The organism is Aeromonas bivalvium (assembly GCF_046078285.1).
GTDB classification, from domain to species: Bacteria; Pseudomonadota; Gammaproteobacteria; order Enterobacterales; family Aeromonadaceae; genus Aeromonas; species Aeromonas bivalvium.
Genome location: NZ_JBGXBV010000005.1, coordinates 296,407 through 319,040, shown reverse-complemented (window position 1 = coordinate 319,040; position 22,634 = coordinate 296,407). Strand labels below are relative to the sequence as shown.

Annotated in this window: 28 protein-coding genes; 14 read left to right on the top strand and 14 right to left on the bottom strand. The window is 61.3% G+C overall.

Annotated elements, in window-relative coordinates:
* Position 1 precedes the first annotated feature (1 nt).
* The 6 genes from lptB to npr all read left to right on the top strand — a co-directional run bounded on the left by lptB (position 2) and on the right by npr (position 4,195).
* Entirely contained in the window at positions 2–727 is a 726-nt protein-coding gene (gene lptB / locus ACEUCR_RS14220) for an LPS export ABC transporter ATP-binding protein (protein WP_111873076.1), read from the top strand.
* Between the two features lie 64 nt (positions 728–791).
* The gene (locus ACEUCR_RS14215; RefSeq protein ID WP_111873077.1) at positions 792–2,231 is read left to right on the top strand and encodes an RNA polymerase factor sigma-54; all 1,440 of its coding nucleotides are present in this window, start codon (positions 792–794) and stop codon (positions 2,229–2,231) included.
* Positions 2,232–2,252: 21 nt separating this feature from the next.
* Positions 2,253–2,540 (top strand): ribosome hibernation promoting factor, encoded by a 288-nt coding sequence (gene hpf, locus ACEUCR_RS14210; protein ID WP_042001473.1) that lies wholly within the window; start codon positions 2,253–2,255, stop codon positions 2,538–2,540.
* A gap of 2 nt (positions 2,541–2,542) precedes the next feature.
* Entirely contained in the window at positions 2,543–2,989 is a 447-nt protein-coding gene (gene ptsN / locus ACEUCR_RS14205) for a PTS IIA-like nitrogen regulatory protein PtsN (RefSeq protein ID WP_042001475.1), read from the top strand.
* Positions 2,990–3,036: 47 nt separating this feature from the next.
* Entirely contained in the window at positions 3,037–3,903 is an 867-nt protein-coding gene (rapZ, locus tag ACEUCR_RS14200) for an RNase adapter RapZ (protein WP_042001477.1), read from the top strand.
* 19 nt (positions 3,904–3,922) lie between these two features.
* Entirely contained in the window at positions 3,923–4,195 is a 273-nt protein-coding gene (gene npr, locus ACEUCR_RS14195) for a PTS phosphocarrier protein NPr (RefSeq protein ID WP_042001480.1), read from the top strand.
* A gap of 9 nt (positions 4,196–4,204) precedes the next feature.
* Here the strand turns inward: npr and ACEUCR_RS14190 are convergent, their stop codons facing one another.
* The 12 genes from ACEUCR_RS14190 to ACEUCR_RS14135 all read right to left on the bottom strand — a co-directional run bounded on the left by ACEUCR_RS14190 (position 4,205) and on the right by ACEUCR_RS14135 (position 15,093).
* Positions 4,205–6,109, bottom strand: a complete 1,905-nt coding sequence (locus tag ACEUCR_RS14190) for a BglG family transcription antiterminator (protein WP_408790941.1) — start codon at positions 6,107–6,109, stop codon at positions 4,205–4,207.
* Positions 6,110–6,241: 132 nt separating this feature from the next.
* Positions 6,242–6,982 (bottom strand): 2-dehydro-3-deoxy-phosphogluconate aldolase, encoded by a 741-nt coding sequence (gene dagF, locus ACEUCR_RS14185; protein ID WP_408790938.1) that lies wholly within the window; start codon positions 6,980–6,982, stop codon positions 6,242–6,244.
* Positions 6,982–8,097 (bottom strand): DgaE family pyridoxal phosphate-dependent ammonia lyase, encoded by a 1,116-nt coding sequence (locus tag ACEUCR_RS14180; RefSeq protein WP_392441254.1) that lies wholly within the window; start codon positions 8,095–8,097, stop codon positions 6,982–6,984. The genes dagF and ACEUCR_RS14180 overlap by 1 nt, the downstream gene beginning before the upstream one ends.
* Complete coding sequence (locus ACEUCR_RS14175) at positions 8,081–9,217, bottom strand: amidohydrolase/deacetylase family metallohydrolase (protein WP_408790935.1); 1,137 nt, start codon at positions 9,215–9,217, stop codon at positions 8,081–8,083. The genes ACEUCR_RS14180 and ACEUCR_RS14175 overlap by 17 nt, the downstream gene beginning before the upstream one ends.
* Positions 9,218–9,266: 49 nt before the next feature.
* Entirely contained in the window at positions 9,267–9,917 is a 651-nt protein-coding gene (locus ACEUCR_RS14170) for a DUF4310 family protein (protein WP_111873082.1), read from the bottom strand.
* Between the two features lie 12 nt (positions 9,918–9,929).
* Positions 9,930–10,706, bottom strand: coding sequence for a DUF4311 domain-containing protein (locus ACEUCR_RS14165; protein ID WP_408790932.1), 777 nt, complete (start codon positions 10,704–10,706; stop codon positions 9,930–9,932).
* Between the two features lie 24 nt (positions 10,707–10,730).
* A complete protein-coding gene (locus tag ACEUCR_RS14160; protein ID WP_111873083.1) occupies positions 10,731–11,027 on the bottom strand; it encodes a DUF4312 family protein in 297 nt (98 codons plus the stop codon).
* On the bottom strand, positions 11,027–11,392 hold the full coding sequence (locus tag ACEUCR_RS14155) for an SFCGS family glycine-rich protein (protein WP_042001503.1): 366 nt from the start codon (positions 11,390–11,392) through the stop codon (positions 11,027–11,029). Before ACEUCR_RS14155 ends, ACEUCR_RS14160 begins: the two co-directional genes overlap by 1 nt.
* Positions 11,393–11,749: a transcriptional regulator gene (locus ACEUCR_RS14150; RefSeq protein ID WP_392441261.1), complete on the bottom strand. Its 357-nt coding sequence runs from the start codon at positions 11,747–11,749 to the stop codon at positions 11,393–11,395. It abuts the gene before it with no gap.
* A 294-nt stretch (positions 11,750–12,043) separates the two neighbouring features.
* Positions 12,044–13,165, bottom strand: a complete 1,122-nt coding sequence (gene degS, locus ACEUCR_RS14145; protein WP_042001512.1) for an outer membrane-stress sensor serine endopeptidase DegS — start codon at positions 13,163–13,165, stop codon at positions 12,044–12,046.
* Between the two features lie 107 nt (positions 13,166–13,272).
* Positions 13,273–14,631, bottom strand: a complete 1,359-nt coding sequence (locus ACEUCR_RS14140; protein ID WP_111873085.1) for a DegQ family serine endoprotease — start codon at positions 14,629–14,631, stop codon at positions 13,273–13,275.
* Between the two features lie 81 nt (positions 14,632–14,712).
* Positions 14,713–15,093 (bottom strand): YhcB family protein, encoded by a 381-nt coding sequence (locus ACEUCR_RS14135; RefSeq protein ID WP_408790929.1) that lies wholly within the window; start codon positions 15,091–15,093, stop codon positions 14,713–14,715.
* 139 nt (positions 15,094–15,232) lie between these two features.
* Here ACEUCR_RS14135 and zapE point away from each other — a divergent pair, with 139 nt between their 5' ends.
* The 8 genes from zapE to ACEUCR_RS14095 all read left to right on the top strand — a co-directional run bounded on the left by zapE (position 15,233) and on the right by ACEUCR_RS14095 (position 21,400).
* Positions 15,233–16,327 carry a cell division protein ZapE gene (zapE, locus tag ACEUCR_RS14130; protein WP_408790925.1) on the top strand — a complete coding sequence of 365 codons (1,095 nt, stop codon included), beginning with the start codon at positions 15,233–15,235 and terminating at the stop codon, positions 16,325–16,327.
* Between the two features lie 267 nt (positions 16,328–16,594).
* The gene (gene rplM / locus ACEUCR_RS14125; RefSeq protein WP_005336289.1) at positions 16,595–17,023 is read left to right on the top strand and encodes a 50S ribosomal protein L13; all 429 of its coding nucleotides are present in this window, start codon (positions 16,595–16,597) and stop codon (positions 17,021–17,023) included.
* A gap of 15 nt (positions 17,024–17,038) precedes the next feature.
* Positions 17,039–17,431 (top strand): 30S ribosomal protein S9, encoded by a 393-nt coding sequence (gene rpsI / locus ACEUCR_RS14120; RefSeq protein ID WP_005336286.1) that lies wholly within the window; start codon positions 17,039–17,041, stop codon positions 17,429–17,431.
* Between the two features lie 288 nt (positions 17,432–17,719).
* Positions 17,720–18,310 carry a ubiquinol-cytochrome c reductase iron-sulfur subunit gene (gene petA, locus ACEUCR_RS14115; RefSeq protein ID WP_042001526.1) on the top strand — a complete coding sequence of 197 codons (591 nt, stop codon included), beginning with the start codon at positions 17,720–17,722 and terminating at the stop codon, positions 18,308–18,310.
* A 2-nt stretch (positions 18,311–18,312) separates the two neighbouring features.
* Positions 18,313–19,530, top strand: a complete 1,218-nt coding sequence (locus ACEUCR_RS14110; RefSeq protein WP_042001529.1) for a cytochrome b — start codon at positions 18,313–18,315, stop codon at positions 19,528–19,530.
* Entirely contained in the window at positions 19,527–20,261 is a 735-nt protein-coding gene (locus ACEUCR_RS14105) for a cytochrome c1 (RefSeq protein WP_042001532.1), read from the top strand. The genes ACEUCR_RS14110 and ACEUCR_RS14105 overlap by 4 nt, the downstream gene beginning before the upstream one ends.
* An 87-nt stretch (positions 20,262–20,348) precedes the next feature.
* Positions 20,349–20,978, top strand: a complete 630-nt coding sequence (gene sspA, locus ACEUCR_RS14100; protein ID WP_042001535.1) for a stringent starvation protein SspA — start codon at positions 20,349–20,351, stop codon at positions 20,976–20,978.
* The gene (locus ACEUCR_RS14095) at positions 20,975–21,400 is read left to right on the top strand and encodes a ClpXP protease specificity-enhancing factor (RefSeq protein WP_042001538.1); all 426 of its coding nucleotides are present in this window, start codon (positions 20,975–20,977) and stop codon (positions 21,398–21,400) included. Before sspA ends, ACEUCR_RS14095 begins: the two co-directional genes overlap by 4 nt.
* A 57-nt stretch (positions 21,401–21,457) precedes the next feature.
* On the opposite strand, the gene dolP is transcribed toward ACEUCR_RS14095, so the two are convergent.
* A complete protein-coding gene (dolP, locus tag ACEUCR_RS14090; RefSeq protein WP_374704014.1) occupies positions 21,458–22,018 on the bottom strand; it encodes a division/outer membrane stress-associated lipid-binding lipoprotein in 561 nt (186 codons plus the stop codon).
* A 16-nt stretch (positions 22,019–22,034) separates the two neighbouring features.
* Positions 22,035–22,625 carry a D-sedoheptulose-7-phosphate isomerase gene (locus ACEUCR_RS14085; RefSeq protein WP_042001540.1) on the bottom strand — a complete coding sequence of 197 codons (591 nt, stop codon included), beginning with the start codon at positions 22,623–22,625 and terminating at the stop codon, positions 22,035–22,037.
* Positions 22,626–22,634: the final 9 nt, after the last annotated feature.

The window sequence follows — 22,634 nt, the reverse complement described above, 5'->3', positions numbered from 1 at the left end:
CATGGCAGTGTTGAAGGCAGCCGGGCTGCAGAAGAGCTACAAGAAGCGGATGGTGGTCAGTGACGTCAGCCTGGAAGTGGGCACCGGCCAGATCGTGGGTCTGCTCGGTCCGAACGGCGCGGGCAAGACCACCTCTTTTTACATGATCGTCGGCCTGGTGCAGCGGGATGCGGGCCTCATCACCATCGACGAGCAGGACATCAGCCTGCAACCCATGCACATCCGTGCCCGCAATGGCATCGGCTATCTGCCTCAGGAGGCCTCCATCTTCCGCCGCCTCTCCGTCTATGACAACCTGATGGGGGTCATGCAGACCCGCAAGGAGTTGAGTCGCGAAGAGCGGGAAGACAAGGTGGAGCAGTTGCTGGAAGAGTTCAGCATCACCCACATCCGGGACAACCTGGGTCAGAGCCTGTCCGGTGGCGAGCGCCGCCGGGTCGAGATCGCCCGCGCCCTGGCGGCCGAGCCCCGTTTCATCCTGCTGGACGAGCCGTTTGCCGGGGTCGATCCCATCTCTGTCATCGACATCAAGAAGATCATCCAGCATCTCAAGGATCGAGGGCTGGGCGTGCTCATCACGGACCACAACGTGCGCGAGACGCTGGATGTGTGCGAGAAGGCCTATATCGTCAGTCACGGCAAGATGATAGCGGAAGGCACCCCCGCCGAGATCCTGGCCGACGAACAGGTCAAGCGTGTCTATTTGGGCGATCAATTCAGTCTATAGTAAGGGGAAATCGCCCTTCGTTTCCTGATGATCGCCTCGCTGAAATAAGGATATCCCGACGTAGATGAAGCCGACACTCCAGTTGCGTCTCGGTCAGCAATTGACCATGACGCCGCAGTTACAACAAGCGATTCGTCTGCTCCAGCTCTCTTCATTGGAACTTCAGCAGGAGATCCAGCAAGCCCTCGATAGCAACCCCCTGCTCGAGCAAGAAGAGGTCGAGCAGCTGGAGACTCATACCGATATTAAGCAGGACGAGAGCCAGATCGACAGCAGCGAGGCCATGGCCCAGGAGCAGTTGCCGGACGAGCTGCCGGTCGACAGCAGCTGGGATGACGTCTACTCCGCCGGCACCGGCCAGAGTGCCGGCCCCGTCTTCGAGGGGGAAGACAGCGTCTATCAGGGCGAGACCACGGAAAACCTGCAAGATTATCTGCTGTGGCAGATGCGGCTCACCCCGTTCAGCGATCTCGATGCCGCCATTGCCCTGGCCATCATCGATGGCATCGACGAGTCCGGCTACCTGACCAGCACCCTGGAAGACATCCAGCAGGCGGTGAGCAGTGACGACGTCGAGGTGGAGCTCGACGAGATCGAAGCCGTGCTCAAGCGGGTACAGCATTTCGATCCGGTCGGCATCGCGGCCCGCTCTGTACAGGAGTGCCTGCTGATCCAGCTGGGTCAGTTCAGTGCACAGCAACCCTGGCTGGCCCAGGCGCGTGAGGTCGTCCGTGAGCACATGGACTTGCTGGGCAATCGGGACTATCGCACCCTGGCGCGCAAGACGCGGCTCAAGGAGGGGGAGCTCAAGGAGGTCATCGATCTCATCCAGCAGCTCGAACCCAGACCCGGCAACCGGGTGGTACAGAGCGATTCCCAGTACGTAATCCCGGATGTCACCGTGGTCAAGCGCCAGAACCGCTGGGTGGTGGAGCTGAACCCGGATTCGGCGCCCCGCATTCGCGTCAACGAAACCTATGCCGCCATGGCTCGCCAGGCGCGCACCAGCCAGGATACCCAGTTCATTCGCTCCCATCTGCAAGATGCCAAGTGGTTCATCAAGAGTCTGGAGAGCCGCAATGAGACCCTGCTCAAGGTGGCCAGCTGCATCGTCGAGCAGCAGCAGGGGTTCTTTGAATACGGCGAGGAGGCCATGAAGCCCATGGTGCTCAACGACATCGCCGAGGCGGTGGAGATGCATGAATCGACCATCTCCCGGGTCACGACCCAGAAGTACATGCATACCCACCGTGGCATCTTCGAGCTGAAGTTCTTTTTCTCCAGTCACGTCAACACAGAGGGAGGAGGTGAGTGCTCATCGACCGCAATTCGTGCCCTGATCAAGAAGCTGGTGACGGCGGAAAACCCGGCGAAACCGCTAAGTGATAGCAAGATCGCGGATTTGCTGGCCGAACAGGGTATTATGGTGGCTCGACGCACGATCGCCAAATACCGTGAATCCTTGTTGATACCACCGTCCAATCAGCGCAAACGCCTGGTTTAGGCAACACAGAAGGAAGACGTTATGCAAATTAACTTGACCGGACACCACGTAGAGATCACCGAAGCGCTGCGTGATTATGTGAATAACAAGTTTGCCAAACTCGAGCGTCACTTTGACCACATCAACAATGTTCATGTGGTGTTGAGCGTAGAAAAACTGAACCAGATTGCCGAAGCCAAGCTACACGTCAGCGGGGGCGAAGTGTTCGCCAATTCGGAACACGCGGATATGTACGCCGCGATAGATACCCTGCTCGACAAACTTGATCGACAGATCATCAAGCACAAAGACAAGTTAAATCAAAAATAACCATGCAACTTGAACACATACTGAGTCGGGACTGCACCAAAAGTGCGGTCCCTTGTACCAGCAAGAAACGCGCCCTGGAAATCATCAGCGAGCTGGCCGCCGAGCGGCTGGGCACCTCGCGCCAGGCCCTGTTCGAATGTCTGCTTGCCCGCGAGAAGATGGGCAGCACCGGCATAGGTGCCGGCATTGCCATTCCCCATGGTCGCATCGGCGACGAATTCCCGCCGACGGCGGTACTGATGACCTTTGCCGAGCCCATCCCCTTCGATTCCATCGACAATCAGCCCGTCGATCTGCTCTTTGCCTTGCTGGTGCCGGAGAGTGAGTGCAAACAGCACCTCAAGACCCTCTCCCTGATGGCCGCCAAATTGGGTGACAAGGCGGTCTGCCGCCAGCTGCGCCAGGCTGCCAGCGATGATGATCTCTACCAGATCATGATCTCCGCCTGATGGGCCGTCGCCCACGCTAATCAACTCGTCGCTGTGGAGGTTGCAAGATGCAGCTTATCGTAGTCAGTGGCCGCTCCGGGTCGGGCAAGACCGTTGCGCTGCGGGTACTGGAAGATCTCGGGTATTACTGTGTCGACAATCTGCCGGTCAATCTGCTGCCTCAGCTGATCGTCTCGGTCGAGCGCCAGTACGACAAGCTGGCGGTCAGCATAGACGTGCGCAACCTGCCCGGTGATCCGGAGCGGTTGGAGACCCTGCTGGCCCAGGTGCGCGGCGATGGTCGGGTGCAATACAGCAGCTTCTTCTTCGATGCGGAGAACAGCACCCTGCTCAAGCGTTACGGCGAGAGTCGTCGCCTGCACCCCCTCTCTCGCAAGCGCCTCTCCCTGGACGAGGCGATCCGTGAAGAGACCCATCTGCTGGCGCCGATCTCGGCGAGTGCCGACCTGCGCATCGACACCACCAGTCTCAGCATTCATGACCTCAGCGAGCTCATCAAGACCCGGGTGCTCGGCAAGAAGGAGAATGAGCTGGTGCTGGTGTTCGAGTCGTTCGGCTTCAAGTACGGTATCCCCAAGGACGCCGACTTCGTGTTCGATGCCCGCTTCCTGCCCAATCCCCACTGGATCCCCGAGCTCAAGCCGTTCACCGGCAAGGATGAGCCGGTGGCCCGCTATCTGGCGAGCCAGCCCGACGTGATGCAGTTCACCCTGCAGATCGAGAACATGCTGGCGACCTGGTTGCCGGCCCTGGAGCGCAACAACCGCAGCTATCTCACGGTCGGGATTGGCTGCACCGGCGGCCAGCACAGATCCGTGTTCATCGCCGAACAGCTGGCGCGTACCTTCGAGGGGCTCGGCAAGAACGTGCAGATCCGCCATCGCACCCTCGACAAACGGGATCCGCAACATTGATGGCGCAACGGGAGGTCAGATGACAGTCTCCGCCTCGGTAGAAGTGAAGAACAAGCTGGGCATGCATGCGCGCCCGGCCATGATGCTGTTTGAACTGGTGCAGGGATTCGATGCCCATGTGCTGCTGCGCAACGAAGAGGGCGTCGAGGCCGATGCCGACAGCGTCATCGGCATGCTGATGCTGGACTCGGCCCAGGGCAAGCGGGTGGAGGTACAAGCCGAGGGACCCCAGGAAGAGGCGGCCCTGGCCGCCGTGGTGGCCCTGTTCACCTCGGGGTTCAACGAGGAGTAGGGCACCCCGCTAGTGGGGCCCGGTGCGCGCCAGCGCCTTGAAACTGGCAAAATCTTCACAGGCCAGCAGACTCTTGCTGGCCTTTTCGTTCATCAGTCTGATGAAGAGATCGTACAGGCCCATGGCCTCCTCATAGTCCCGCTTGCTGATGGCCAGCACGAAGATAAGGCTGGCGATCTCGCCATTGCCCCACTCTATGCCCTGGGGCGCCAGCACCGTATAGACGCAGGTGCGCTTGGCCAGCAGCCCGAGGGAGTGGGGCAGGGCCATGCCGTCCCCCAGCATGGTGGAGACGATGGCCTCCCGCTCGAACAGGGAGGCGCGAAAGCCGGGTTCGACCCTCTCTTCCGCCTCCAGCTGGGTGCATACCCGATCCAGCAGCTGCTGCTGGGTCAGGGGGGCATCCAGGATCAGGAAATGCTCCTCGCTGAAATACTTGTCGAGCAGGTAGGGGCGGGTGCGATCGATCAGCACCAGCTTGCCGAGCTGCTCCAGCTGATACTGGGTCGGGAAGGGGGCGACCTGGACCACGGGCACCCCCTTCTCGCTCACCCTCACAGTGCTGATGACGAAGTCCTGCTCCAGCCGCGCCAGGGCCTCGTACTCGCGCACCGAGTCCAGGCTGGTGAGCCTCAGCTGGGGATATTCCCGGCGTATGCTGGCCTCCAGCACCCGGAAGGTGGCATTGCCCCCGTCGCACAGCAGCAAGGCGTGAGGGCGGCGCTCGTAGCCTATGTCGTAGTGCCGCTCCAGGCCCACCCCGATATGGATCACCAGGTAGCCAATCTCGTGGTCGGTGAGGCGATAGGGGGTCTGTTTGACCCAGGCCGAGAGGGCGGCCAGGGTGATCTCGTAGGCGAGGGGGTAGTGCTGCTTGATGTGTTCGGCCAGGGGATTGTGGCTGCCTATCTGATATTTGACCCGCAGCAGCATGGTGCTGATGTGGGTGAGCAGATCCTCGCGCAGCTGGGCGTCATGGCCCAGATCATAGGGGAAGTGCTGGTGGATGTAGTCGAGCAGGTGATTGACCAGCCGCTCTCCTTCCCTCGCCATGGCGGGGTTGAGTCTGGGGTTGTCGGCGATCACCCTCGCCTGGATCTGGATGGCGAGGCAGGCCAGCTCGCTCTCCCCGGGCGGGGTCAGGGTTGGCAGCTCGGCACTGATATCCCGGGCCACCGCCACCATGGCGGGGGTGAGATCCTCGGGATCGAAGCGGGTCAGCTCGTGACCGGCGGCCAGGCGCAGCAGCAGCACGGCGCAGTAGATGGTCAGCTGCTGCAGGCCCTCATCGGTGAGCCGCAGCCGATGGCGGGCGAGCTGTTCGTGAATGCGGTTGCCGAGCACCTCTAGGGTCTTGCTGGGACACAGGGTCGGCAGCAGGCTCTGCAGCTGGGTGTTATGGAGCAGCTCCTGATAGAGCAGCTGGGTCAGGCAGGCCCGGATGGCCGTCTCCTCCCCCTGGATGCGCATGCCGAGGCGCGCCCTGCTCTCTATGGTGAGCCCGAAGTGGGCCAGCCGTTCGCGCACCTCCGTCATGTCCCCCTGCAGGGCGGCCCGGCTCAGATACCAGGTGTCGGCCAGATCGTCGAGCTTGATACCCTGCTCGGCGCTGAGCAGCATCAGCTGGAGGTGGAGCACCCGCTCCCGACTGGTGCGGGGCAGCTTGCTCTCCTGGCTGCGGCTGGCGAGCAGGGCGTCGAACCGCTCCTGGTGATAGATCTTGAGGAGATAACCCGCCCCCCGCTGATGGATGAGGTGGGCGCCATGGTCGGCGATCAGCTCGTTGAGGGTGGCGACATCGGTGCGCACCGTGCGGGTGGACACATGCAGCCGCCGGGCCAGCTCTTCCTGGGGCAGGGCCTCGTCCCGCAGGATGTCCAGCAACTGGTTCAGGCGAGGTGTGGGAAACTTCATGAGGGTATCGGGTCGCTCCATGCTGGCCGTGGGAGAATCACGAGGGGAATCATATCGATATATCGTTCAATAGCCCAACCCGACCAGCTGGGGGTCGGGAGAAGGAGGGCACGGATGCGCCCTCCCGTCTCATCAGGCCAGCAACCTCTTGACGATGGCGAGCAGGGCGCGCACATCCTGCGGGCGAGTCTCTCCGCTCTCGGGATCCATGATGGAGCTGTAGACATGGGGGATCACCTTCTCGACCCCGGCCTCCAGGGCGATGCGCACTATCTCCTCGAAGTTGTCGAGGTCGATGCCGCCGGTGGGTTCCAGCCAGAAGCCGTGGCGGGCGCAGGCCTCGGCCACCGCCTGATACTCGGCGCGGCAGGCCAGCCCCCCCATGGGGAAGAACTTGACCGAGCTGCCTCCCATGTCCTTGAGCAGGGCGATGGCGGTGTCGATGGGCACGATGCCATCGGGCTGCCGGGCGCTGAGGGGGCCGGTGGAGATCTTCACCATGCCCAGGGTGCCGCTGGGGGAGATGAGACCGTTGACCAGGGTCTCTGACTGGCCGAGCAGGGCCCGGCTGGCCCCGACCCCGGTGAAGACCTGATTCACGTGCTGGGGCTGCAGCTGGCGGGCCAGCTCGGTCACCATGGTGGACTGGCGGGGATCCCCGGCTCCCAGGCCGATGGAGAGGGCGTTGTCGATGAGGGCGGCGTAGTCGGCCATGTCGGCCACGGCGCTCGGCACATCCGGGTAGCTCTTGGAGAGCACCCCGACCAGCACATGGCCCTCGGCGGCCGCATGGACCTCGACGGCATTGTGTTTGGAGCCCGCCAGCACATTGAGGCAGACACGGTCACGGTAGTAGTTGGGGGTCAGTTTCATTAACGCTTCTCCTGGCCCAGTCGGGCGATGGCATCCTGGATCTGTGCGAGCTGGTCCGGATTGACGCTGCGCACGTCGATTTCAATCTTGCCTTCGTTGGCACGGTAGCCACGGCAATAGATGGCGGGGTTGCCTGCCTGCAAGGCGCTGACGGCCTCCCTGGCGTGGTAGCCGAGCTGCTGCTCATCGAAGGCGATCTCGGTGCGGGCGATGTCGCGCCCGGCGCCGTCCCATACCACGCGGGCGCTGATGCCGCTCAGGCGATTGAGCCCCTCGATGAAGGGGGTCATCTTGGCCACCATGGCGGCGCCGCTCTCGGGCTCCGTGGCCAGGTAGCGCTCTATGGCACGGGTCAGCCCCAGGATCCCCTCCTTGCCCACCTTCATGGCGCGACCTATGCCGCCGCTTTGCTGCTTGACCCACTCCACATATTGACGCTTGCCGAGCACCAGGCCGCTGGTGGGGCCCTCGATGGCCTTGGCACCGCTGTAGATGACCAGATCCGCACCCAGGCGGTCGTAGAGGCGCAGATCTTCCTCCGCCGCCGCATCGACGATGAGAGGGAGCCCATGGGCCCGGGCCACCTCGGCCGCCTCGGCCACCGACAGCATGCTCTTCTGCACGCAGTGGTGGGACTTGATGTAGAGGAGTGCCGCCGTGTTCGGGCCTATGGCCGCCGCCAGCTGGGCCGGGGAGCACTCGTTGGCGTAACCGGCCTCGACCAGGGTGCCGCCGCCGAGGTTGACCATGGTGCCGACCGGTGCGCCGAAGTTCACATTGTGGCCCTTGGCCAGCACTATCTCGCTCGGTACGCCATGGTCGTGGGCGTGAAGGTGCTCGAGGCGGTAGGGGTCGCCCCGCACTATCACGGCGGCCACCGACTGGGCGATGCCGGCGGAGGCGCAGGAGACCACCACGGCATCTTCCACGTCCAGCAGGCGGGCTATGTAGGCGCCGCTCTTGTCGACCAGATCCTTCAGCTCGAAGTAGTGATCCAGACCGAATGCGACGGCCTCCCGCACCTCGGGCGCCGGGGTCGACACCCCGAGAATGGTCATGCGCCCGGAGGCGTTGATCACGGGTTTGAGCGCATATTTCTCATAGACAGAAGGCATGGTGAGATTTCCCGTATTGAGTCAGTGTCAGGGTGCCGGCCACCAGGGCGGCGACGGGCAGCAGTTGGTATTCCCCGGCGCGCTGCTGCGCCTCGGTATCGGCAAACAGGCATGGCTGGTGGGCCAGCTCGAACAGGGTCAGGTCCGCGTCGGCGCCCACCTCGAGCCGCCCCTTGCCGGTCAGCCGCAGGGCATCGGCGGCCCGGCTGGTGACGCAGGCGATGACCCGCTCCAGGGGCAGACCGATGGCGAGAAACTTGGACATCACATGGGCCAGGCTGTAGACAGGGCCCTTGATGCGGTTCTTGCAATAGATATCCGAGCTGATGGTGTCCGGCAGCACCCCGGCCGCGATGGCCTGCTCGGCCACCTCGAAGCTGAAGCTGGCGCCACCGTGACCCACATCCAGCTTCATGCCGCGGCGCATGGCGTCGCGCACCGCCACCCGCAGCTCTCCGGTCGGGGTCAGGATGCGGTTCGGCTTGCCGTTGTAGCAGTGGGTCAGCAGATCCCCGTCGCCGAGCAGGGCGACCAGCTCGTCGAGATCCGGCGGCGTATTGCCCACATGGACCATGAGCGGCAGCTTGCCGTTGTCTTGCTGGATCTGCTTGGCGATGCGCAGCGGCGCCAGGCCGTTGTCCCCCACCACGCTGCCGCTCATGCGCGCCTTGATGCCGACGATGAAGTCGGGGTGGCGGGCGATGGCGGCCCGGGCCAGGGCTGGGTCTATGTCGGCGGCATCGGCCAGCTCGTTCTGGCGCAGCAGGCCGATGCGGGAGATGTTGAGCAGGGCATGAACCCGGGTCTGACATTGCTCCGTCAGCGCCTTGAATGCGTCCACGTCGTCGGCGCCTGTGCTGCCGGCATCGATGACGGTGGTGACGCCGGCCTGGACCCCTATCTTGTCCGGCTCATCCTGGTAGATGGGGGAGTGGGGGTAGCAGTGGGTGTGGGAGTCTATCCAGCCCGCGCTGAGGTAGAGGCGGCCGTCGAGACGAATATCGCGCTGGGCGCCAGCCCCCTCGAGCGCCCCCAGGGCGGCAATCTTGCCATCCTGGATGGCGATGTCGGTCAGCTCGCCGCCAGCCAGGCGGGCCCCTCTGATGATGATGTCGTACATGGATGTGCCTCGCAGGATCCGCTCGCCGCGCTGGCGACGAGCGGCAGGGTCAGGAGATGGCCACCGGGAAGAAGGCCCCCAGCAGCATGGCGCCCAGGATGGCCCCCCCCGTGATGGGTTTGCCCCAGAGATAGAACAGCAGGGCACCGAACAGAGATCCCAGGCCGATGGGGATGGAGGCCCCCATGGCGGAGAGGATGATCAGGGGACCGAGGAAGCGGCCTGAGCTGTTGCCCGCCCCCATCATCACATCCGCCCCGTAGGTGGAGTCGCTCTGGTTGATGGTGAACTTGCGGGCCAGGATGATGATGCCGCCGATGGCGACGCCGATCAGCATGCCGGTGGCCAGGGAGGCGCCGAAGCTCTCCAGGGGATAGACGATGCCAGCCCCCAGCAGCAGGGCTGGGATCCCCAGACCTACCCCGGTCTGGATGGCGCCGCCTATGTCGAGTATCCCCACCAGAGAGCCCTCAATGATGCGGGCGAACAGGAAGCTGGCACCGAAGGCGGCGACCGCACCATAGACGCCCGTGTCTATCCCGGCCTTGAGCATGGCGACGAAGGCCACCTCGTTGAAGGCGCCCACCCCGTACAGGTAGTACATATGGGTACCGGCAAACACCCCGGCCGAGAGCAGTCCCACGAAAATGGGGAAGGACCAGTCGGCATACCAGAAGTTGTTTCTCAATTTCTCATCCACTGTGATGCCCTCTTATTTGCTGACCAGCAGGTTATGGATGTTCTCCAGCCACAGGGGAACCCCGAGGTGGAAGGATTCAATCAGTTTCATGTCGAAGCCGCGGAAGAAGCCGCTCAGCACGAACAGCAGCACGATGGCGACCATCATCACCCGGGTGACATGGTTCCAGCCGCTCTCTTCCACCCCCTTGCCGATCAGGATGCCGAGCACCAGACCCGGCACGGCGTTGCCCATGATGAGCTGGGCCAGGCCGCCGAAGATGGTGGCCCAGAAGCCGGACTTCTTGCCCGCCTCAATGGCGGCCAGCCAGAAGATCACCGGCATGATGGTATTGACCAGCAGGTTGGCGGCGGGGACCAGCACCTTGACGGCGGTCACCTGCAGCGCCTCGGGGACGGCGGCGGCCGTGCTGTTGAGAAACGCCACCACGATGGCGCCAATGAGGCCGCCGGCGATGGCCATCTTCTTGGGATCGTGCAGGGTGGTGCTCAGGTCCCGGTTGTTGATCATCAGCACGGCCGTGGCCCAGTGCGGGATGATGCGGTGATCCACGTCCTGGGTGAAGGCGCCCGCGGCGACGGTCGAGGCCCAGGCGTTGAAGAAGAAGCCGAGGCCGAAGGAGAAGTGGGAGGCAGGATCCCCTTCGCAGGAGTTGAGCTCCCCCAGGGTGCGAAACGCCCCCATTCCCTGGCAGGTCGGGGCATGGAACATCCGCGCCGCGCCGGCGCCGACCCCGACGCCGACCAGGCCGCCGATGATCAGCGACTTGATGAAAATGATTAGAAACATGCAACCTATCCTTTTTGAAGCGCGCTACACCCGGGTGAACTCCAGCTGCCGGGTATCGATCGCGTTGATGCTGACTTGGATCTCGAGCTCGACCCGAAATTCATGACGGGTTCTCGGCAGGAAGAAGAACAGGAACTTTTCCACCCGCACCGACTCCTCGGCCTTGAGCACCTTGACCGCCAGAGGTTCGACGCGCAGCAGCACCTGCTCCGTCTCCTTGAGCAGGCTCGACTGCACCTTGCTGAGGGCGGCGGCGAAGGCCTGTTGCCGGGTGGCGCCCTTGCCGCTCACCCTCACTTCACTGGTGAACTGGTGGTTCATCAGGTGCGCCCGTGCTTTTTGGCGAAGGCTTCGACCAGCTTCTGACCCAGCTCTTCCTTGTCCATGAAACCGAAACCCAGCACCACGCAGCCCTCGTTGATGGCGGTGACCCCCTCTTCGACCGAACGCATGCCATAGCGGCACTTGTAGCCGTACTTGGTCTGGGCCGTGATGGCACCGGCGCCGCCGCTGCCACAGAATGAGATGCCAAGATCCGCCTGCTCCCTGTTCATCACATCGCCAAGCTTCATGTCCGCGGCCATGCCGGGGATCACGGTCACGCTGGCGCCGGCGGCCTCGGCGCCGGCCCCTACTTTTTGTCCCTTGCCGAGACGATCACCAATCACGAGTTTGATAGCCGACATTTAGTGTTCTCCTTTGACTGAGCTGAGTTCGTTCTCTTTGGCCACTTCGAAGTGGACCGATAACAGATGGGCTTCTTCATAGGCCAGATGATCCAGCCAGGCGACGACCTGTTCGGCCAGCCGCAGCGAGAGGGGGGAGATCTCCTCGAACAGGGAGAGATCGACCTCCGGCAGGGGCTCGCCGCTATGGGAGCGCCACACCATGGCCTTGACGTGGGATGCCAGCATCTGCTGCTGGACTTCATTGGGTACTATGCCGTGCTCCCCCAGCAGCGAGTAGATGCGGGCCAGGACATCGTTGCTCTTGCGGCCGATGGGCGCACTGTCCGGGGTGAGGTTGTGATGAGGGGTTTGCACGCTCTGCTCTCCTGATGACGACGAGATATGGGCTTACCCTATGTCATCTCCGGGAGCGGGCGGGAGGCAGGGTTTTTCCACCAGCAAGCGGAAATCCGTCAGCAGGGGCCGAAGGGGCGGTGTTTATTTGATCTGGATCGGCTTGAGGCGGCGATGAGGGCCGGGATCTGTGAGGGGATTCACAGATGGTGCAAGGAAGGGGGCGCTGCAGGAACGGGGTGAGAGTGTGAGCCGGATCATGTTGTCGGCGCGAGGCTAGGCGGGCGGCGAGGGGCCGCCCGCGGGAATCTGGGGTCAGCTGGACCCTGCCGCGCTGGCGGCCTGCTGATTCTGGTAACGCAGATCTTCCTCTATGGTGACGGTCAGCTCGAAGGGCTTGCCGTCGCGGATGACGGAAATCGTCATCTGGGCACCCGGGCGGCTCTCGACAATCTTGTCCATGGCGGCTCGCACCCCGCTGATGGCCTCGCCGTTGATCTTGAGCAGGACGTCACCGCGCCTCAGTCCGCCCCTGGCGGCGGGGCCGGCGGGATCCAGGCTCTCCACGACCAGGCCGCGCAGATCGCCGAGGTTCATCATGCGCGCCACTATGGGGTTGATCTCGACGCTGGAGATGCCGAGGTAGCCACGGATGACCCGGCCGTTGGTGATCAGTTCATCCATGATGCGTTTGGCGAGGCGATAGGGAATGGCGAAGCTGATGCCGTAGCTCTCCTGGTTGCCGTTGAGGTGATAGGCAGCGGTGTTGATGCCGACCAGATCGCCGTTGGCATTGACCAGGGCGCCGCCCGAGTTGCCTTCATTGATGGCGGCATCGGTCTGCAGCAGATCCTGACGGCCGTTGCTGTCGGGGCCCATGCTGGAGAGGCCGAGGCGGCCGGTGGCGCTGATGATGCCCTGGGTGATGGTCTGGCCGACGTTATAGGGGTTGCCGATGGCGAGTACCACGTCCCCCACGTCCGGGCGCAGGTCGGGATCCTGGGGGATCACAGGCAGGTTGTCCGATTCGATGTAGAGCACGGCGAGATCGGTCAGGCGATCGGTCCCCACCAGCTCGGCGCTGAACACCCGGCCATCTTGCAGCGCGACTATGATCTGGTCCGCGTCGGCGATGACATGGTAGTTGGTCAGCACATGGCCGCGCGGGTTCATGATGACCCCGGACCCCAGCCCCTGGGGCCTCAGCTCCGCCTTCTCGCCGCGGGCACCGGCAAAACTGCGGGTATAGATGTTGACCACGGCAGGACCGGCGCGGTGGGCGGCATAGGAGAAACTCATCTCCCGGCTGTTGCTGATGAGGTCGGGCAGCAGGGCGCCGCCTCTGAGGGTGGGAAAGAATAGCAGCAACAGGGCTGCGACCATGAGGCCAAAGGCGATCGACTTGCCCAAGTAACTGATCAGAGGTGGGATTTTCATGTCATTCTCATTGCTGGTCGCTGCCAGCAGAGAATAACACTAACGATGAATAAAAATCACCCGCGACCTGGGTCGCGGGTGATGGAGGCTACAAGGCAGGGGTGGTCCTAGCGGATCACCAGATAGAGGGAGGAGTCGCCTCGCTGGATGTTGAGAGCCAGCACATCCGGCTTGTTCTTCAGCGCCTTGGTCAGGTCGGCCAGGGTGTTCACCCTCAGCCGGTTGACGCCGATGATCACGTCCCCCTTCTGCAGGCCGGACGCGGCCGCCGGGGAGCGGGCATCGATGTCGGACACGGCGACACCGGTCACCGGATCCGTGGTGGTGCTGAGCTTGGCCCCTTCCAGGGCGGGATGCAGGGCGCTGGCACGCACCTCGCTGTCATCGGCCTGTTTCAGGGTGACCTTGACGCTCTCTTCCTTGCCATCGCGCACTATGCCGAGGGTGACCTGCTTGCCCGCGCCCATGGTGGCTATCTTGGCGCGCAGCTCCCCGAACGAGCGGATCGCCTTGCCATCGATGCTGGAGATGATGTCACCGGCCTTGATACCCGCCTTGTCGGCGGCCGAGCCCGGCATGACCTGGTTGACGAAGGCGCCGTTCTGCTTGGTGGAACCAAAGGTCTTGGCCAGGTCAGAGGTCAGTTCGGCGCCAGTGATGCCCAGCTGGCCACGACGCACCTCGCCATACTTGATGATCTGTTCGGACAGGTCACGCACCATGTTGGACGGAATGGCGAAGCCGATGCCGATGTTGCCGCCATTGGGGCCCAGGATGGCGGTGTTGATGCCGATCAGTTCGCCACGCAGGTTGAGCAGGGCGCCGCCCGAGTTGCCCGAGTTGATGGCCGCATCGGTCTGGATGAAGTTTTCGAAGTTCTCGATATTGAGGCCGCTGCGACCGAGCGCACTGACGATGCCGGAGGTTACGGTCTGGCCGAGACCGAACGGGTTGCCGATGGCCAGGGCATAATCGCCGACCCTCAGATCGTCGGAGTCTGCCAGCTTGATGGCGGTCAGGTCATCGCTCTTGATCTGCAGCAGGGCGATATCGGACTGCTTGTCCTCGCCTATCTTCTTGGCGGTAAATTCGCGGCCATCCTTCAGGCTGACCTTGATCTCGTCCGCCTCGTGGATCACGTGGGCGTTGGTGATCACGTAACCCTTCTTGGCATCGATGATGACCCCGGAACCGAGCGCCTGGAAGGGCTGCTCGCTCACCTGTTCATTGGGCATGTTGGGGCCGAAGAAGAAGCGGAACTGCTCGGGCAGACGCTGTCTGGTGATCTTCTTGCCGGAGACGGAAATATTGACCACGGCAGGGGTCACCTGTTCCAGCACGGGGGCCAGACTCGGAATATCCTGATTTCCCATCAAGGAGGGCAGTGCCGCCTGGGCGGGGGCCGCAGAGAGGGCGATACCGACGCTGAGGGCTAGCACGCTGAGCAGAGAAAGAGGTTTACGCATATGAATAACAGCTCCCAGTTAATTGACTGTACTTTCGCCAAGGATCTGACCGCAGATCAAGGGATTAGTTCCCGAAAAGTGTCAACTGGATTGCTTCAGCAGACCGGAGGCGCTGCCGGCATAGTCCCGCGGAGGCTGGCCCTGGTTCGCTTCCTCGTCGGCGGGAGCGGCTTCCACTTCCGGCTCACGGAACAGCGGCTCCTCGGCCTTGGCCAGGAATTTGCTCTGCTCGGCCATGTGGCGATACAGGGTCTGATACTGCTCGGCCAGCTGTTCCATCAGGGCGGCACTGTCGGCAAAGTGGCTGTTGATCTGGCCCTGGTAACTTTCCATGTCCTTGCGGGCGGTGTTGAGTTCGCGCTCGAGGCGACCGGCATCGCGGCTGCGCACGGTAAAACGACCGATCAGGACTCCGATAATCAGGGCGGCAACGGCCAGCAAGATCCCATTTAACAGACTCATAGATGCTCCTTGTTACAGCTAATTCAACATGTGGATGACGGCTTCGGATGGCCGTCAGACCTGGGGGCACTATACCGTGCGCCCCGAGGCCGTGATACCCTTTTGTCCTCAATTCAGGGACTTGGAGGCGTTTGACAGGATGACCCCGCAGCAAAAATATCAGCAAGATCTGCAACGCGCTGATTTTCAGGCCGATCCGGCCCAGGCGATGGCAGTGACACACCTGGAGCGACTCTATCAGGATTTCTGCGCCCGCCCGACTCCGACCAGATCCCGCGGCCTGCTGGGGTGGTGGCAAAAGCCCAAGGGGCGGCAACCCATCCAGGGGTTATATATGTGGGGCGGTGTGGGCAGAGGCAAGACCTGGCTGATGGATACCTTCTTCGACAGCCTGCCGGGGGAGCGCAAGCTGCGAGTCCACTTCCACCGTTTCATGCACAGGGTGCACGATGAGCTCAAGGGATTGACCGGGCAGGCCGATCCCCTGCTGCTCATCGCGCGTCGCCTGGCCGATGAGACGGACATCATCTGCTTTGACGAGTTTTTTGTCTCCGACATCACGGATGCCATGCTGCTCGGCACCCTGTTTCAGGCGCTGTTTGGTCATGGCGTGGTGCTGGTGGCCACCTCCAACATTCCACCCAAGGATCTCTATCGCAATGGCCTGCAACGGGCTCGCTTCCTGCCGGCCATCGCGCTCATCGAGCAGCATTGCGAGATCCTCAATGTCGATGGCGGGGTCGACTACCGGCTGCGTACCCTGGAGCAGGCCGAGATCTACCATTATCCCCTCGACGCCCAGGCCAGGACCAACCTGGACCGTTATTTTCAGCAGTTGGCGGGGAAAAAGCAGGCGCAGCCGGGAGCCATAGAGATAAACCACCGCCAACTGAACTGCCTGGGTGCCGAAGAAGGCGTGCTCTACATCGGCTTCGACGAGCTCTGCTGCACGGCGCGATCCCAGGGGGACTACATTGAGCTGTCGCGGCTGTTCCACTCCGTCTTGCTGGCCGGGGTTCAGCCCATGGGGGCCGGCTCGGACGATGCGGCGCGTCGCTTCATCGCCATGGTGGACGAGTTCTATGAGCGGCACGTCAAACTCATCGTCTCGGCCGCGGTTCCCATGGCCGAACTCTATGGCAGCGGCTTGCTCGACTTCGAGTTCCGGCGCTGTCTTTCACGGCTGCAAGAGATGCAATCGCACGAATACCTTGCCAGAGTGCACCTTCCTTAGTCACAATACCGCGCCTGCCAGTCGGATGGGCATCTGCGGCAGGTAGGGCCGGGCGACATTTGCTAGCTTCATGGCAGTGAAATTAGCAGGTGATATTTAAGGCAACTTCACTTATAATCGCCCGGCCCACGTTACAGCTGTCGATAAGACAGCAATACTTTAAAGCTTTACTTGTATTCGAAGGGGTACAGGTAGGCCATCGTTTGTTGTTTGTGGGAGAGCCCCCATAAGCAATTGGGTCTGTAACAGGTAATTGGGTTTAACTTAATGAAAACTTTCGTTGCCAAGCCAGAAACCGTAAAACGTGACTGGTACATTGTGGACGCAGAAGGTAAAACTCTGGGTCGTATCGCAACCGAGATCGCTGCTCGTCTGCGTGGTAAGCACAAAGCCGAGTACACTCCGCACGTTGACACCGGTGATTACATCATCGTGGTAAACGCCGAGAAGGTACACGTAACCGGTAAGAAATTTACCGACAAAATGTACCACGCTCACTCCGGTTTCCCGGGTGGTATCAAGTCAATCAGCTTTGACAAGCTGATTCAGCGTAAACCGGAAATGGTTATCGAAGCTGCTGTCAAAGGCATGCTGCCGAAGGGCCCGCTGGGCCGTGCCATGTTCCGTAAACTGAAAGTTTACGCAGGCGCCGAGCACGCTCATGCTGCTCAGCAACCTCAAGTACTGGATATCTAATCGGGAACTGGCAACATGGCAGAAAATCAATACTACGGTACCGGCCGTCGCAAAAGCTCCACTGCTCGCGTATTCATCAAAGCGGGTAGCGGTAAAATCGTAATCAACCAGCGCTCCCTGGAGCAGTACTTCGGTCGTCCGACTGCCCGCATGGTAGTTCGTCAGCCGCTGGAACTGGTTGAGATGACCGAGAAACTGGATCTGTACATCACCGTTAACGGTGGTGGCATCTCTGGTCAAGCTGGTGCGATCCGCCACGGTATCACTCGTGCTCTGATGCAGTACGATGAGACCCTGCGTTCCGAACTGCGTAAAGCAGGCTTTGTTACTCGCGATGCCCGTAAGGTTGAGCGTAAGAAAGTCGGTCTGCACAAAGCTCGTAAGCGTCCGCAGTACTCCAAGCGTTAATTCGCTTTTGGTACTCACTCTTTCGAGTGTCAAAAAAGCCTGGCGGTCGCCAGGCTTTTTTTATTGGTAACATTTTCCACGCTATTGCTAACTTCACGTCACAAAAGACAAAAATTTGTGTCTTTATTGTTTTTGCCCTCCGCTTGTCTTTCTTGTCAACTTGTTATCTTTTCTTTAAAATTTCCTCGATTTTTCTGTGACAATTGTAACTCCTGCTTCCGCCGCTGTTGTCACAGGGGAACAGGGACATTATAAGAATGCGCGGAGTCCACATGGGAGAGTTTTTGGATGAGCAATGCGCCAGTTGATACCGGTCGCCGCAGATTTCTTACCTGGTCAACGGTCGCCGTTGGTGGGGTAGGGGCTGCTTTTACCGCAGTGCCGTTTATAAAATCATGGAACCCGAGTGCCAAGGCCAAGGCCGCAGGTGCTCCGGTTGAAGTCGACATCAGCAAGTTGGAACCGGGTCAACTCATTCGCGTCGAATGGCGCGGCAAGCCGGTCTGGGTGGTCAATCGTACCAAGCAGACGCTCGATGGCCTGCCCACCCACGACCAACTGTTGCGTGACCCCAACTCCGACGAACCCCAGCAGCCAGATTACGCTCACAACGGATATCGCTCCATCAAGCCTGAAATCTTCGTGGCCGTCGGTATTTGCACCCATCTGGGATGTTCCCCGTCCTATCTGCCGGACAGCTTCGGCGAGCAGGTCGAGGGAGTCAGCTCTGGCTTTTTCTGCCCTTGTCATGGCTCCAAGTTTGACATGGCCGGTCGCGTGTTCCAGGGAGTTCCGGCTCCGCTGAACCTGGTGATCCCGCCGTACCAGTATCTCAACGACACCACCATCCTGGTCGGTGCCGATGGCAAGGAGGCCTGACCATGTTTGCCAAATTGATGGGCTGGATTGACTATCGCTTCCCGCTCACGGCCATGTACAACGACCATATGGCCAAGTACCCAGCGCCGAAGAACCTGAACTTCTGGTACTTTTTCGGTTCCCTTGCCATGTTGGTGCTGGTCAACCAGATCATCACCGGCATCTGGCTGACCATGAACTACAACCCGTCGGCGGAAGGCGCCTTTGCCTCCGTCGAATACATCATGCGGGATGTGGATTACGGCTGGCTGCTGCGCTACATGCACAGCACCGGCGCCTCCGCCTTCTTCGTGGTGGTCTATCTGCATATGTTCCGTGGTCTGATCTACGGCTCTTACCAGAAACCCCGCGAGCTGCTGTGGATCTTCGGCATGCTGATCTTCCTGGTGCTGATGGCAGAAGCCTTCATGGGCTACCTGTTGCCCTGGGGCCAGATGTCCTTCTGGGGTGCCCAGGTCATCATCTCGCTGTTTGGTGCCATTCCGGTCATCGGCGACGATCTGACCCTGTGGATCCGGGGGGACTACGTCATCTCGGGGGCTACCCTGAACCGCTTCTTTGCGCTCCATGTCATCGCCTTGCCGCTGGTGCTGGTGCTGCTGGTGGCCATGCACATCCTGGCGCTGCACGAGGTAGGCTCCAACAACCCGGATGGCATCGACATCAAGAAGCACAAGGATGAGAACGGCTGGCCGCTGGACGCCGTCGCGTTCCACCCCTACTTCACGGTCAAGGACATGATCGGCGTGGCCGGTTTCCTGTTCTTCTTCTGCGCCATCATCTTCTTCAAGCCGGACATGTGGGGTTACTTCCTCGAGAAGCCGAACTTTGAAGTGGCCAATGGCTTGAAGACGCCCGAGCACATTGCCCCTGTCTGGTACTTCACCCCCTTCTACGCCATCCTGCGGGCGGTACCGGACAAGCTGCTCGGTGTCATCATGATGGGTCTCTCCATCGTGGTGCTGTTCCTGCTGCCCTGGCTGGACCGCTGCAAGGTACGTTCGGTGCGTTACCGCAGCATGTTGCACAAGCTGAACATCGCTCAGTTTGTGGTCTGCTTCTTCATCCTCGGGGTGTTGGGGGTGCTGCCCTCCACGCCGACCCTGACGCTGATCGCACAGATCTGTTCACTCGGCTACTTCGGGTTCTTTGTCCTGCTGTTCTTCTACAGCAAAAATGAAAACACCAAGCCGCTGCCGGAGAGGGTCACATTCAAATGAAAAGGATAATCTTTGCTGTGCTCGCGCTGTTGCCCGGGTTGGCCATGGCGGCGGGTACCAGCGTGCCGCTGGACACGGCTCACTATGATCTGAGTGACAAGGCGTCCCTGCAGCGCGGTGCCACCACCTTCATGAACTATTGCGCCGGCTGCCACTCGACCCAGTACCAGCGTTACAACCGTGTGGCCGCGGATCTGGATATTCCCGAGGACTTGATGCGGGAGAACCTCATCTTCAACGGCGCCAAGGTGGGGGATCTGATGAAGAGCTCCATCGCCGAGAAGGATGCGGCCCGCTGGTTCGGTGCCCCGCCGCCGGACTTGACCCTGGTGGCCCGAGTGCGTGGTGCTGACTGGATCTACACCTACCTGCGCTCCTTCTACGTGGACGAGACCCGTCCGTTCGGGGTGAACAACCTGGTGTTTCCGTCCGTGGGCATGCCCCACGTGCTGGAACCGCTCCAGGGTACGCCGCGTCTGGAACAGGAGACCCGCCTGGTCGATGGCCAGGAGGTGCACGAGGTTGTCGGCATCAAATCCGACGGCAATGGTGAAATGACGAACGAAGAGTATGATCAGACGGTGCTGGATCTGGTAAACTTCCTGGTCTACTCGGCTGAGCCGGTCAAACTGGAGCGCGAACGCATGGGCTTCTGGGTGCTGGGTTTTATCGCTATCTTCTTCATCTTCACTGTGCTGTTGAAGAAGGAATTCTGGCGCGACGTTCACTAAGCGACCAGATCCGAGTAATATAATGCACGGCAATGAGGTCCAAGCTACTTCATTGCCGTTTCTGCTTTTTAATGACGGGAGGGTTCAATGGCTGTAGCTGCCAATAAGCGTTCGGTAATGACGCTGTTTTCCGGTGCCAACGATATGTTCAGCCATCAGGTGCGCATTGTCCTGGCGGAGAAGGGTGTTAGCGTAGATATCTGCCAGGTTGACCCGAGCAACCTGCCGGATGAACTGGCGGAGCTGAACCCCTACAACTCCGTACCGACCCTGGTGGATCGTGAGCTTGCGCTCTACACCTCGCGCATCATCATGGAGTATCTGGACGAGCGCTTCCCTCATCCGCCGCTGATGCCTGTCTACCCGGTAGCCCGTGGTAACAGCCGTCTGATGATGCATCGCATCGAGCTGGACTGGTACTCGCTGGCCGACAAGATCCTGGCGGGTAACGACGTCGAGGCGGCACGCAACGAGCTGCGGGACAACCTGCTGGCCATCGCGCCCATCTTCGGCGAAATGCCCTATTTCATGAGCGAAGAGTTCGGTCTGGTCGATTGCTACATGGCTCCCTTGCTGTGGCGTCTGCCGAGTCTGGGCATCGATCTGGGTGGCCGTGGCGCGAAAGAGCTGAAAGCCTACATGGTTCGTCTGTTCGAGCGTGAATCCTTCCAGGCCTCCCTGACCGAAGCCGAGCGCGAGATCCGCGCCGGCGTATGAGCATGGAACCGACAATGACGCCGAGTCGCCCGTACCTGTTACGGGCGTTCTTCGATTGGCTGCTGGACAATGATCTGACGCCCCATCTGGTGGTGAACGTCAACATCCCCCATGTGCAGGTGCCCCTGCAGTATGCCCAGGATGGGCAGATAGTGCTGAACATAGCGCCGCGGGCGGTGATGCAGTTCCACATGGATAATGACGCGGTCAGCTTCAGTGCCCGTTTCGGCGGCGTATCCCAGCAGGTCTATATCCCGATGGCGGCCATTCTGGCCATCCATGCCAGGGAAAACGGTGTGGGCACCCTGTTCCCGCCCGAGCCTGGCTATGATCTCTGGCTGGAACAGGCACAGGAGCAGGAACTGCCGGATCCCGAGCCACCACGGCCGAGCGGCAGACCGAGCCTCAAGGTCATCAAGTGATCGCTTGAAACCAATAAAAAACGCAGCCCATGGGCTGCGTTTTTCTATTCAGGGTGCTCACTGGGCGTATTCGAATGCCTTGATGACCCGGGTGACGCCGCTGACGTGGCGGGCAATCTCGACCGACTGCTCCCCCTCCTTGCGGGTCACCAGGCCTATCAGGAATACCTCGCCATTTTCGGTGACCACCTTGACCTTGGTACTGTCGAAGTTCTTGGCGGCCAGCATGTCGGCGCGGACCTTGGAGGTGATCCAGGAATCGTTGCTGCGGGTGGCTATGCTCACCGGCTTGCCCAGGCGCAACTCGTTGTAGACATGGCGCACCCCTTCGATGCGGCCGACCGTCTGACCCGCCGCCAGCTTGTAGGCATCGGTCGGCGTCTGACCGACCAGCAGGACGCGACCGTTGTTGCTGTAGACACTGATCTTGCTGGCCGCGGAGAGCGCCTTGTTGTCGGCCAGCAGGTTGGCCGCTTTCAGCTCGATGGCCTGATCGTCCCACTGGGTACTCAGGGTGCGGCGATCCCCCACGCTCGATGCTGTGCCGGCGGCGCCTCCGACCAGCACGGCCGCACAACCTTGCAGCAGCAGGGTGCCGGTCACCAAGGCCATTATCATGGTCTTTTTCAAGATGTCAGTCCTCTTGTTGCGGGAAAAGCGTCTGATCGATGAGATCACACAGGCAGTGCAGGGTCAACAGGTTGACTTCCAGAATGCGTGGCCGACGGGAGGAGGGAACCCGGATCTCCACGTCATTCGGACCGAGCAGGCCGGCCATCTCGCCACCATCGCCGCCACCGAGCACGACTATGGTCATGTCGCGGGAGAGGGCGGCCTCGGCTGCCTTGATCAGGCTGCGGCTGTTGCCCGTGGTGGTGATGACCACCAGGATGTCGCCGGGTTGACCCAGGGCGCGGATCTGTTTGGCATACACCTCTTCGAAGCCGTGGTCGGTGGCCACGGCGCTGATGGTGGCCATGTCTGCCGTCAGGGCCATGCCGGGCAGGGAGGGGCGCTGGGTCTCATAGCAGTTGACCAGTTCGCTGATGAACAGCTGGGCCAAAGCGGCGGAGGGACCATTGCCGCACGCCAGCACCTTGTGGCCGTTGAGCAGGCAGATGGTGATCATCTGGGCTGCGGTGTGAATGGCATCCGGCAGCGCCTCGGCGGCGGCGATCTTGGTTTGAATGCTTTCCGTGTAGTTCTCTTTGATGCGATCTGTCATGGGGTCCTC

Excerpts from the sequence above, each read along its gene's own strand:
- lptB (WP_111873076.1), top strand. The coding sequence starts at position 2 with ATGGCAGTGTTGAAGGCAGCCGGGCTGCAGAAGAGCTACAAGAAGCGG.
- ACEUCR_RS14215 (WP_111873077.1), top strand. The coding sequence starts at position 792 with ATGAAGCCGACACTCCAGTTGCGTCTCGGTCAGCAATTGACCATGACG.
- hpf (WP_042001473.1), top strand. The coding sequence starts at position 2,253 with ATGCAAATTAACTTGACCGGACACCACGTAGAGATCACCGAAGCGCTG.
- ptsN (WP_042001475.1), top strand. The coding sequence starts at position 2,543 with ATGCAACTTGAACACATACTGAGTCGGGACTGCACCAAAAGTGCGGTC.
- rapZ (WP_042001477.1), top strand. The coding sequence starts at position 3,037 with ATGCAGCTTATCGTAGTCAGTGGCCGCTCCGGGTCGGGCAAGACCGTT.
- npr (WP_042001480.1), top strand. The coding sequence starts at position 3,923 with ATGACAGTCTCCGCCTCGGTAGAAGTGAAGAACAAGCTGGGCATGCAT.
- ACEUCR_RS14190 (WP_408790941.1), bottom strand. The coding sequence starts at position 6,109 with ATGAAGTTTCCCACACCTCGCCTGAACCAGTTGCTGGACATCCTGCGG.
- dagF (WP_408790938.1), bottom strand. The coding sequence starts at position 6,982 with ATGAAACTGACCCCCAACTACTACCGTGACCGTGTCTGCCTCAATGTG.
- ACEUCR_RS14180 (WP_392441254.1), bottom strand. The coding sequence starts at position 8,097 with ATGCCTTCTGTCTATGAGAAATATGCGCTCAAACCCGTGATCAACGCC.
- ACEUCR_RS14175 (WP_408790935.1), bottom strand. The coding sequence starts at position 9,217 with ATGTACGACATCATCATCAGAGGGGCCCGCCTGGCTGGCGGCGAGCTG.
- ACEUCR_RS14165 (WP_408790932.1), bottom strand. The coding sequence starts at position 10,706 with ATGTTTCTAATCATTTTCATCAAGTCGCTGATCATCGGCGGCCTGGTC.
- ACEUCR_RS14160 (WP_111873083.1), bottom strand. The coding sequence starts at position 11,027 with ATGAACCACCAGTTCACCAGTGAAGTGAGGGTGAGCGGCAAGGGCGCC.
- ACEUCR_RS14155 (WP_042001503.1), bottom strand. The coding sequence starts at position 11,392 with ATGTCGGCTATCAAACTCGTGATTGGTGATCGTCTCGGCAAGGGACAA.
- degS (WP_042001512.1), bottom strand. The coding sequence starts at position 13,165 with ATGAAAATCCCACCTCTGATCAGTTACTTGGGCAAGTCGATCGCCTTT.
- ACEUCR_RS14140 (WP_111873085.1), bottom strand. The coding sequence starts at position 14,631 with ATGCGTAAACCTCTTTCTCTGCTCAGCGTGCTAGCCCTCAGCGTCGGT.
- ACEUCR_RS14135 (WP_408790929.1), bottom strand. The coding sequence starts at position 15,093 with ATGAGTCTGTTAAATGGGATCTTGCTGGCCGTTGCCGCCCTGATTATC.
- zapE (WP_408790925.1), top strand. The coding sequence starts at position 15,233 with ATGACCCCGCAGCAAAAATATCAGCAAGATCTGCAACGCGCTGATTTT.
- rplM (WP_005336289.1), top strand. The coding sequence starts at position 16,595 with ATGAAAACTTTCGTTGCCAAGCCAGAAACCGTAAAACGTGACTGGTAC.
- rpsI (WP_005336286.1), top strand. The coding sequence starts at position 17,039 with ATGGCAGAAAATCAATACTACGGTACCGGCCGTCGCAAAAGCTCCACT.
- petA (WP_042001526.1), top strand. The coding sequence starts at position 17,720 with ATGAGCAATGCGCCAGTTGATACCGGTCGCCGCAGATTTCTTACCTGG.
- ACEUCR_RS14110 (WP_042001529.1), top strand. The coding sequence starts at position 18,313 with ATGTTTGCCAAATTGATGGGCTGGATTGACTATCGCTTCCCGCTCACG.
- ACEUCR_RS14105 (WP_042001532.1), top strand. The coding sequence starts at position 19,527 with ATGAAAAGGATAATCTTTGCTGTGCTCGCGCTGTTGCCCGGGTTGGCC.
- sspA (WP_042001535.1), top strand. The coding sequence starts at position 20,349 with ATGGCTGTAGCTGCCAATAAGCGTTCGGTAATGACGCTGTTTTCCGGT.
- ACEUCR_RS14095 (WP_042001538.1), top strand. The coding sequence starts at position 20,975 with ATGAGCATGGAACCGACAATGACGCCGAGTCGCCCGTACCTGTTACGG.
- dolP (WP_374704014.1), bottom strand. The coding sequence starts at position 22,018 with ATGATAATGGCCTTGGTGACCGGCACCCTGCTGCTGCAAGGTTGTGCG.
- ACEUCR_RS14085 (WP_042001540.1), bottom strand. The coding sequence starts at position 22,625 with ATGACAGATCGCATCAAAGAGAACTACACGGAAAGCATTCAAACCAAG.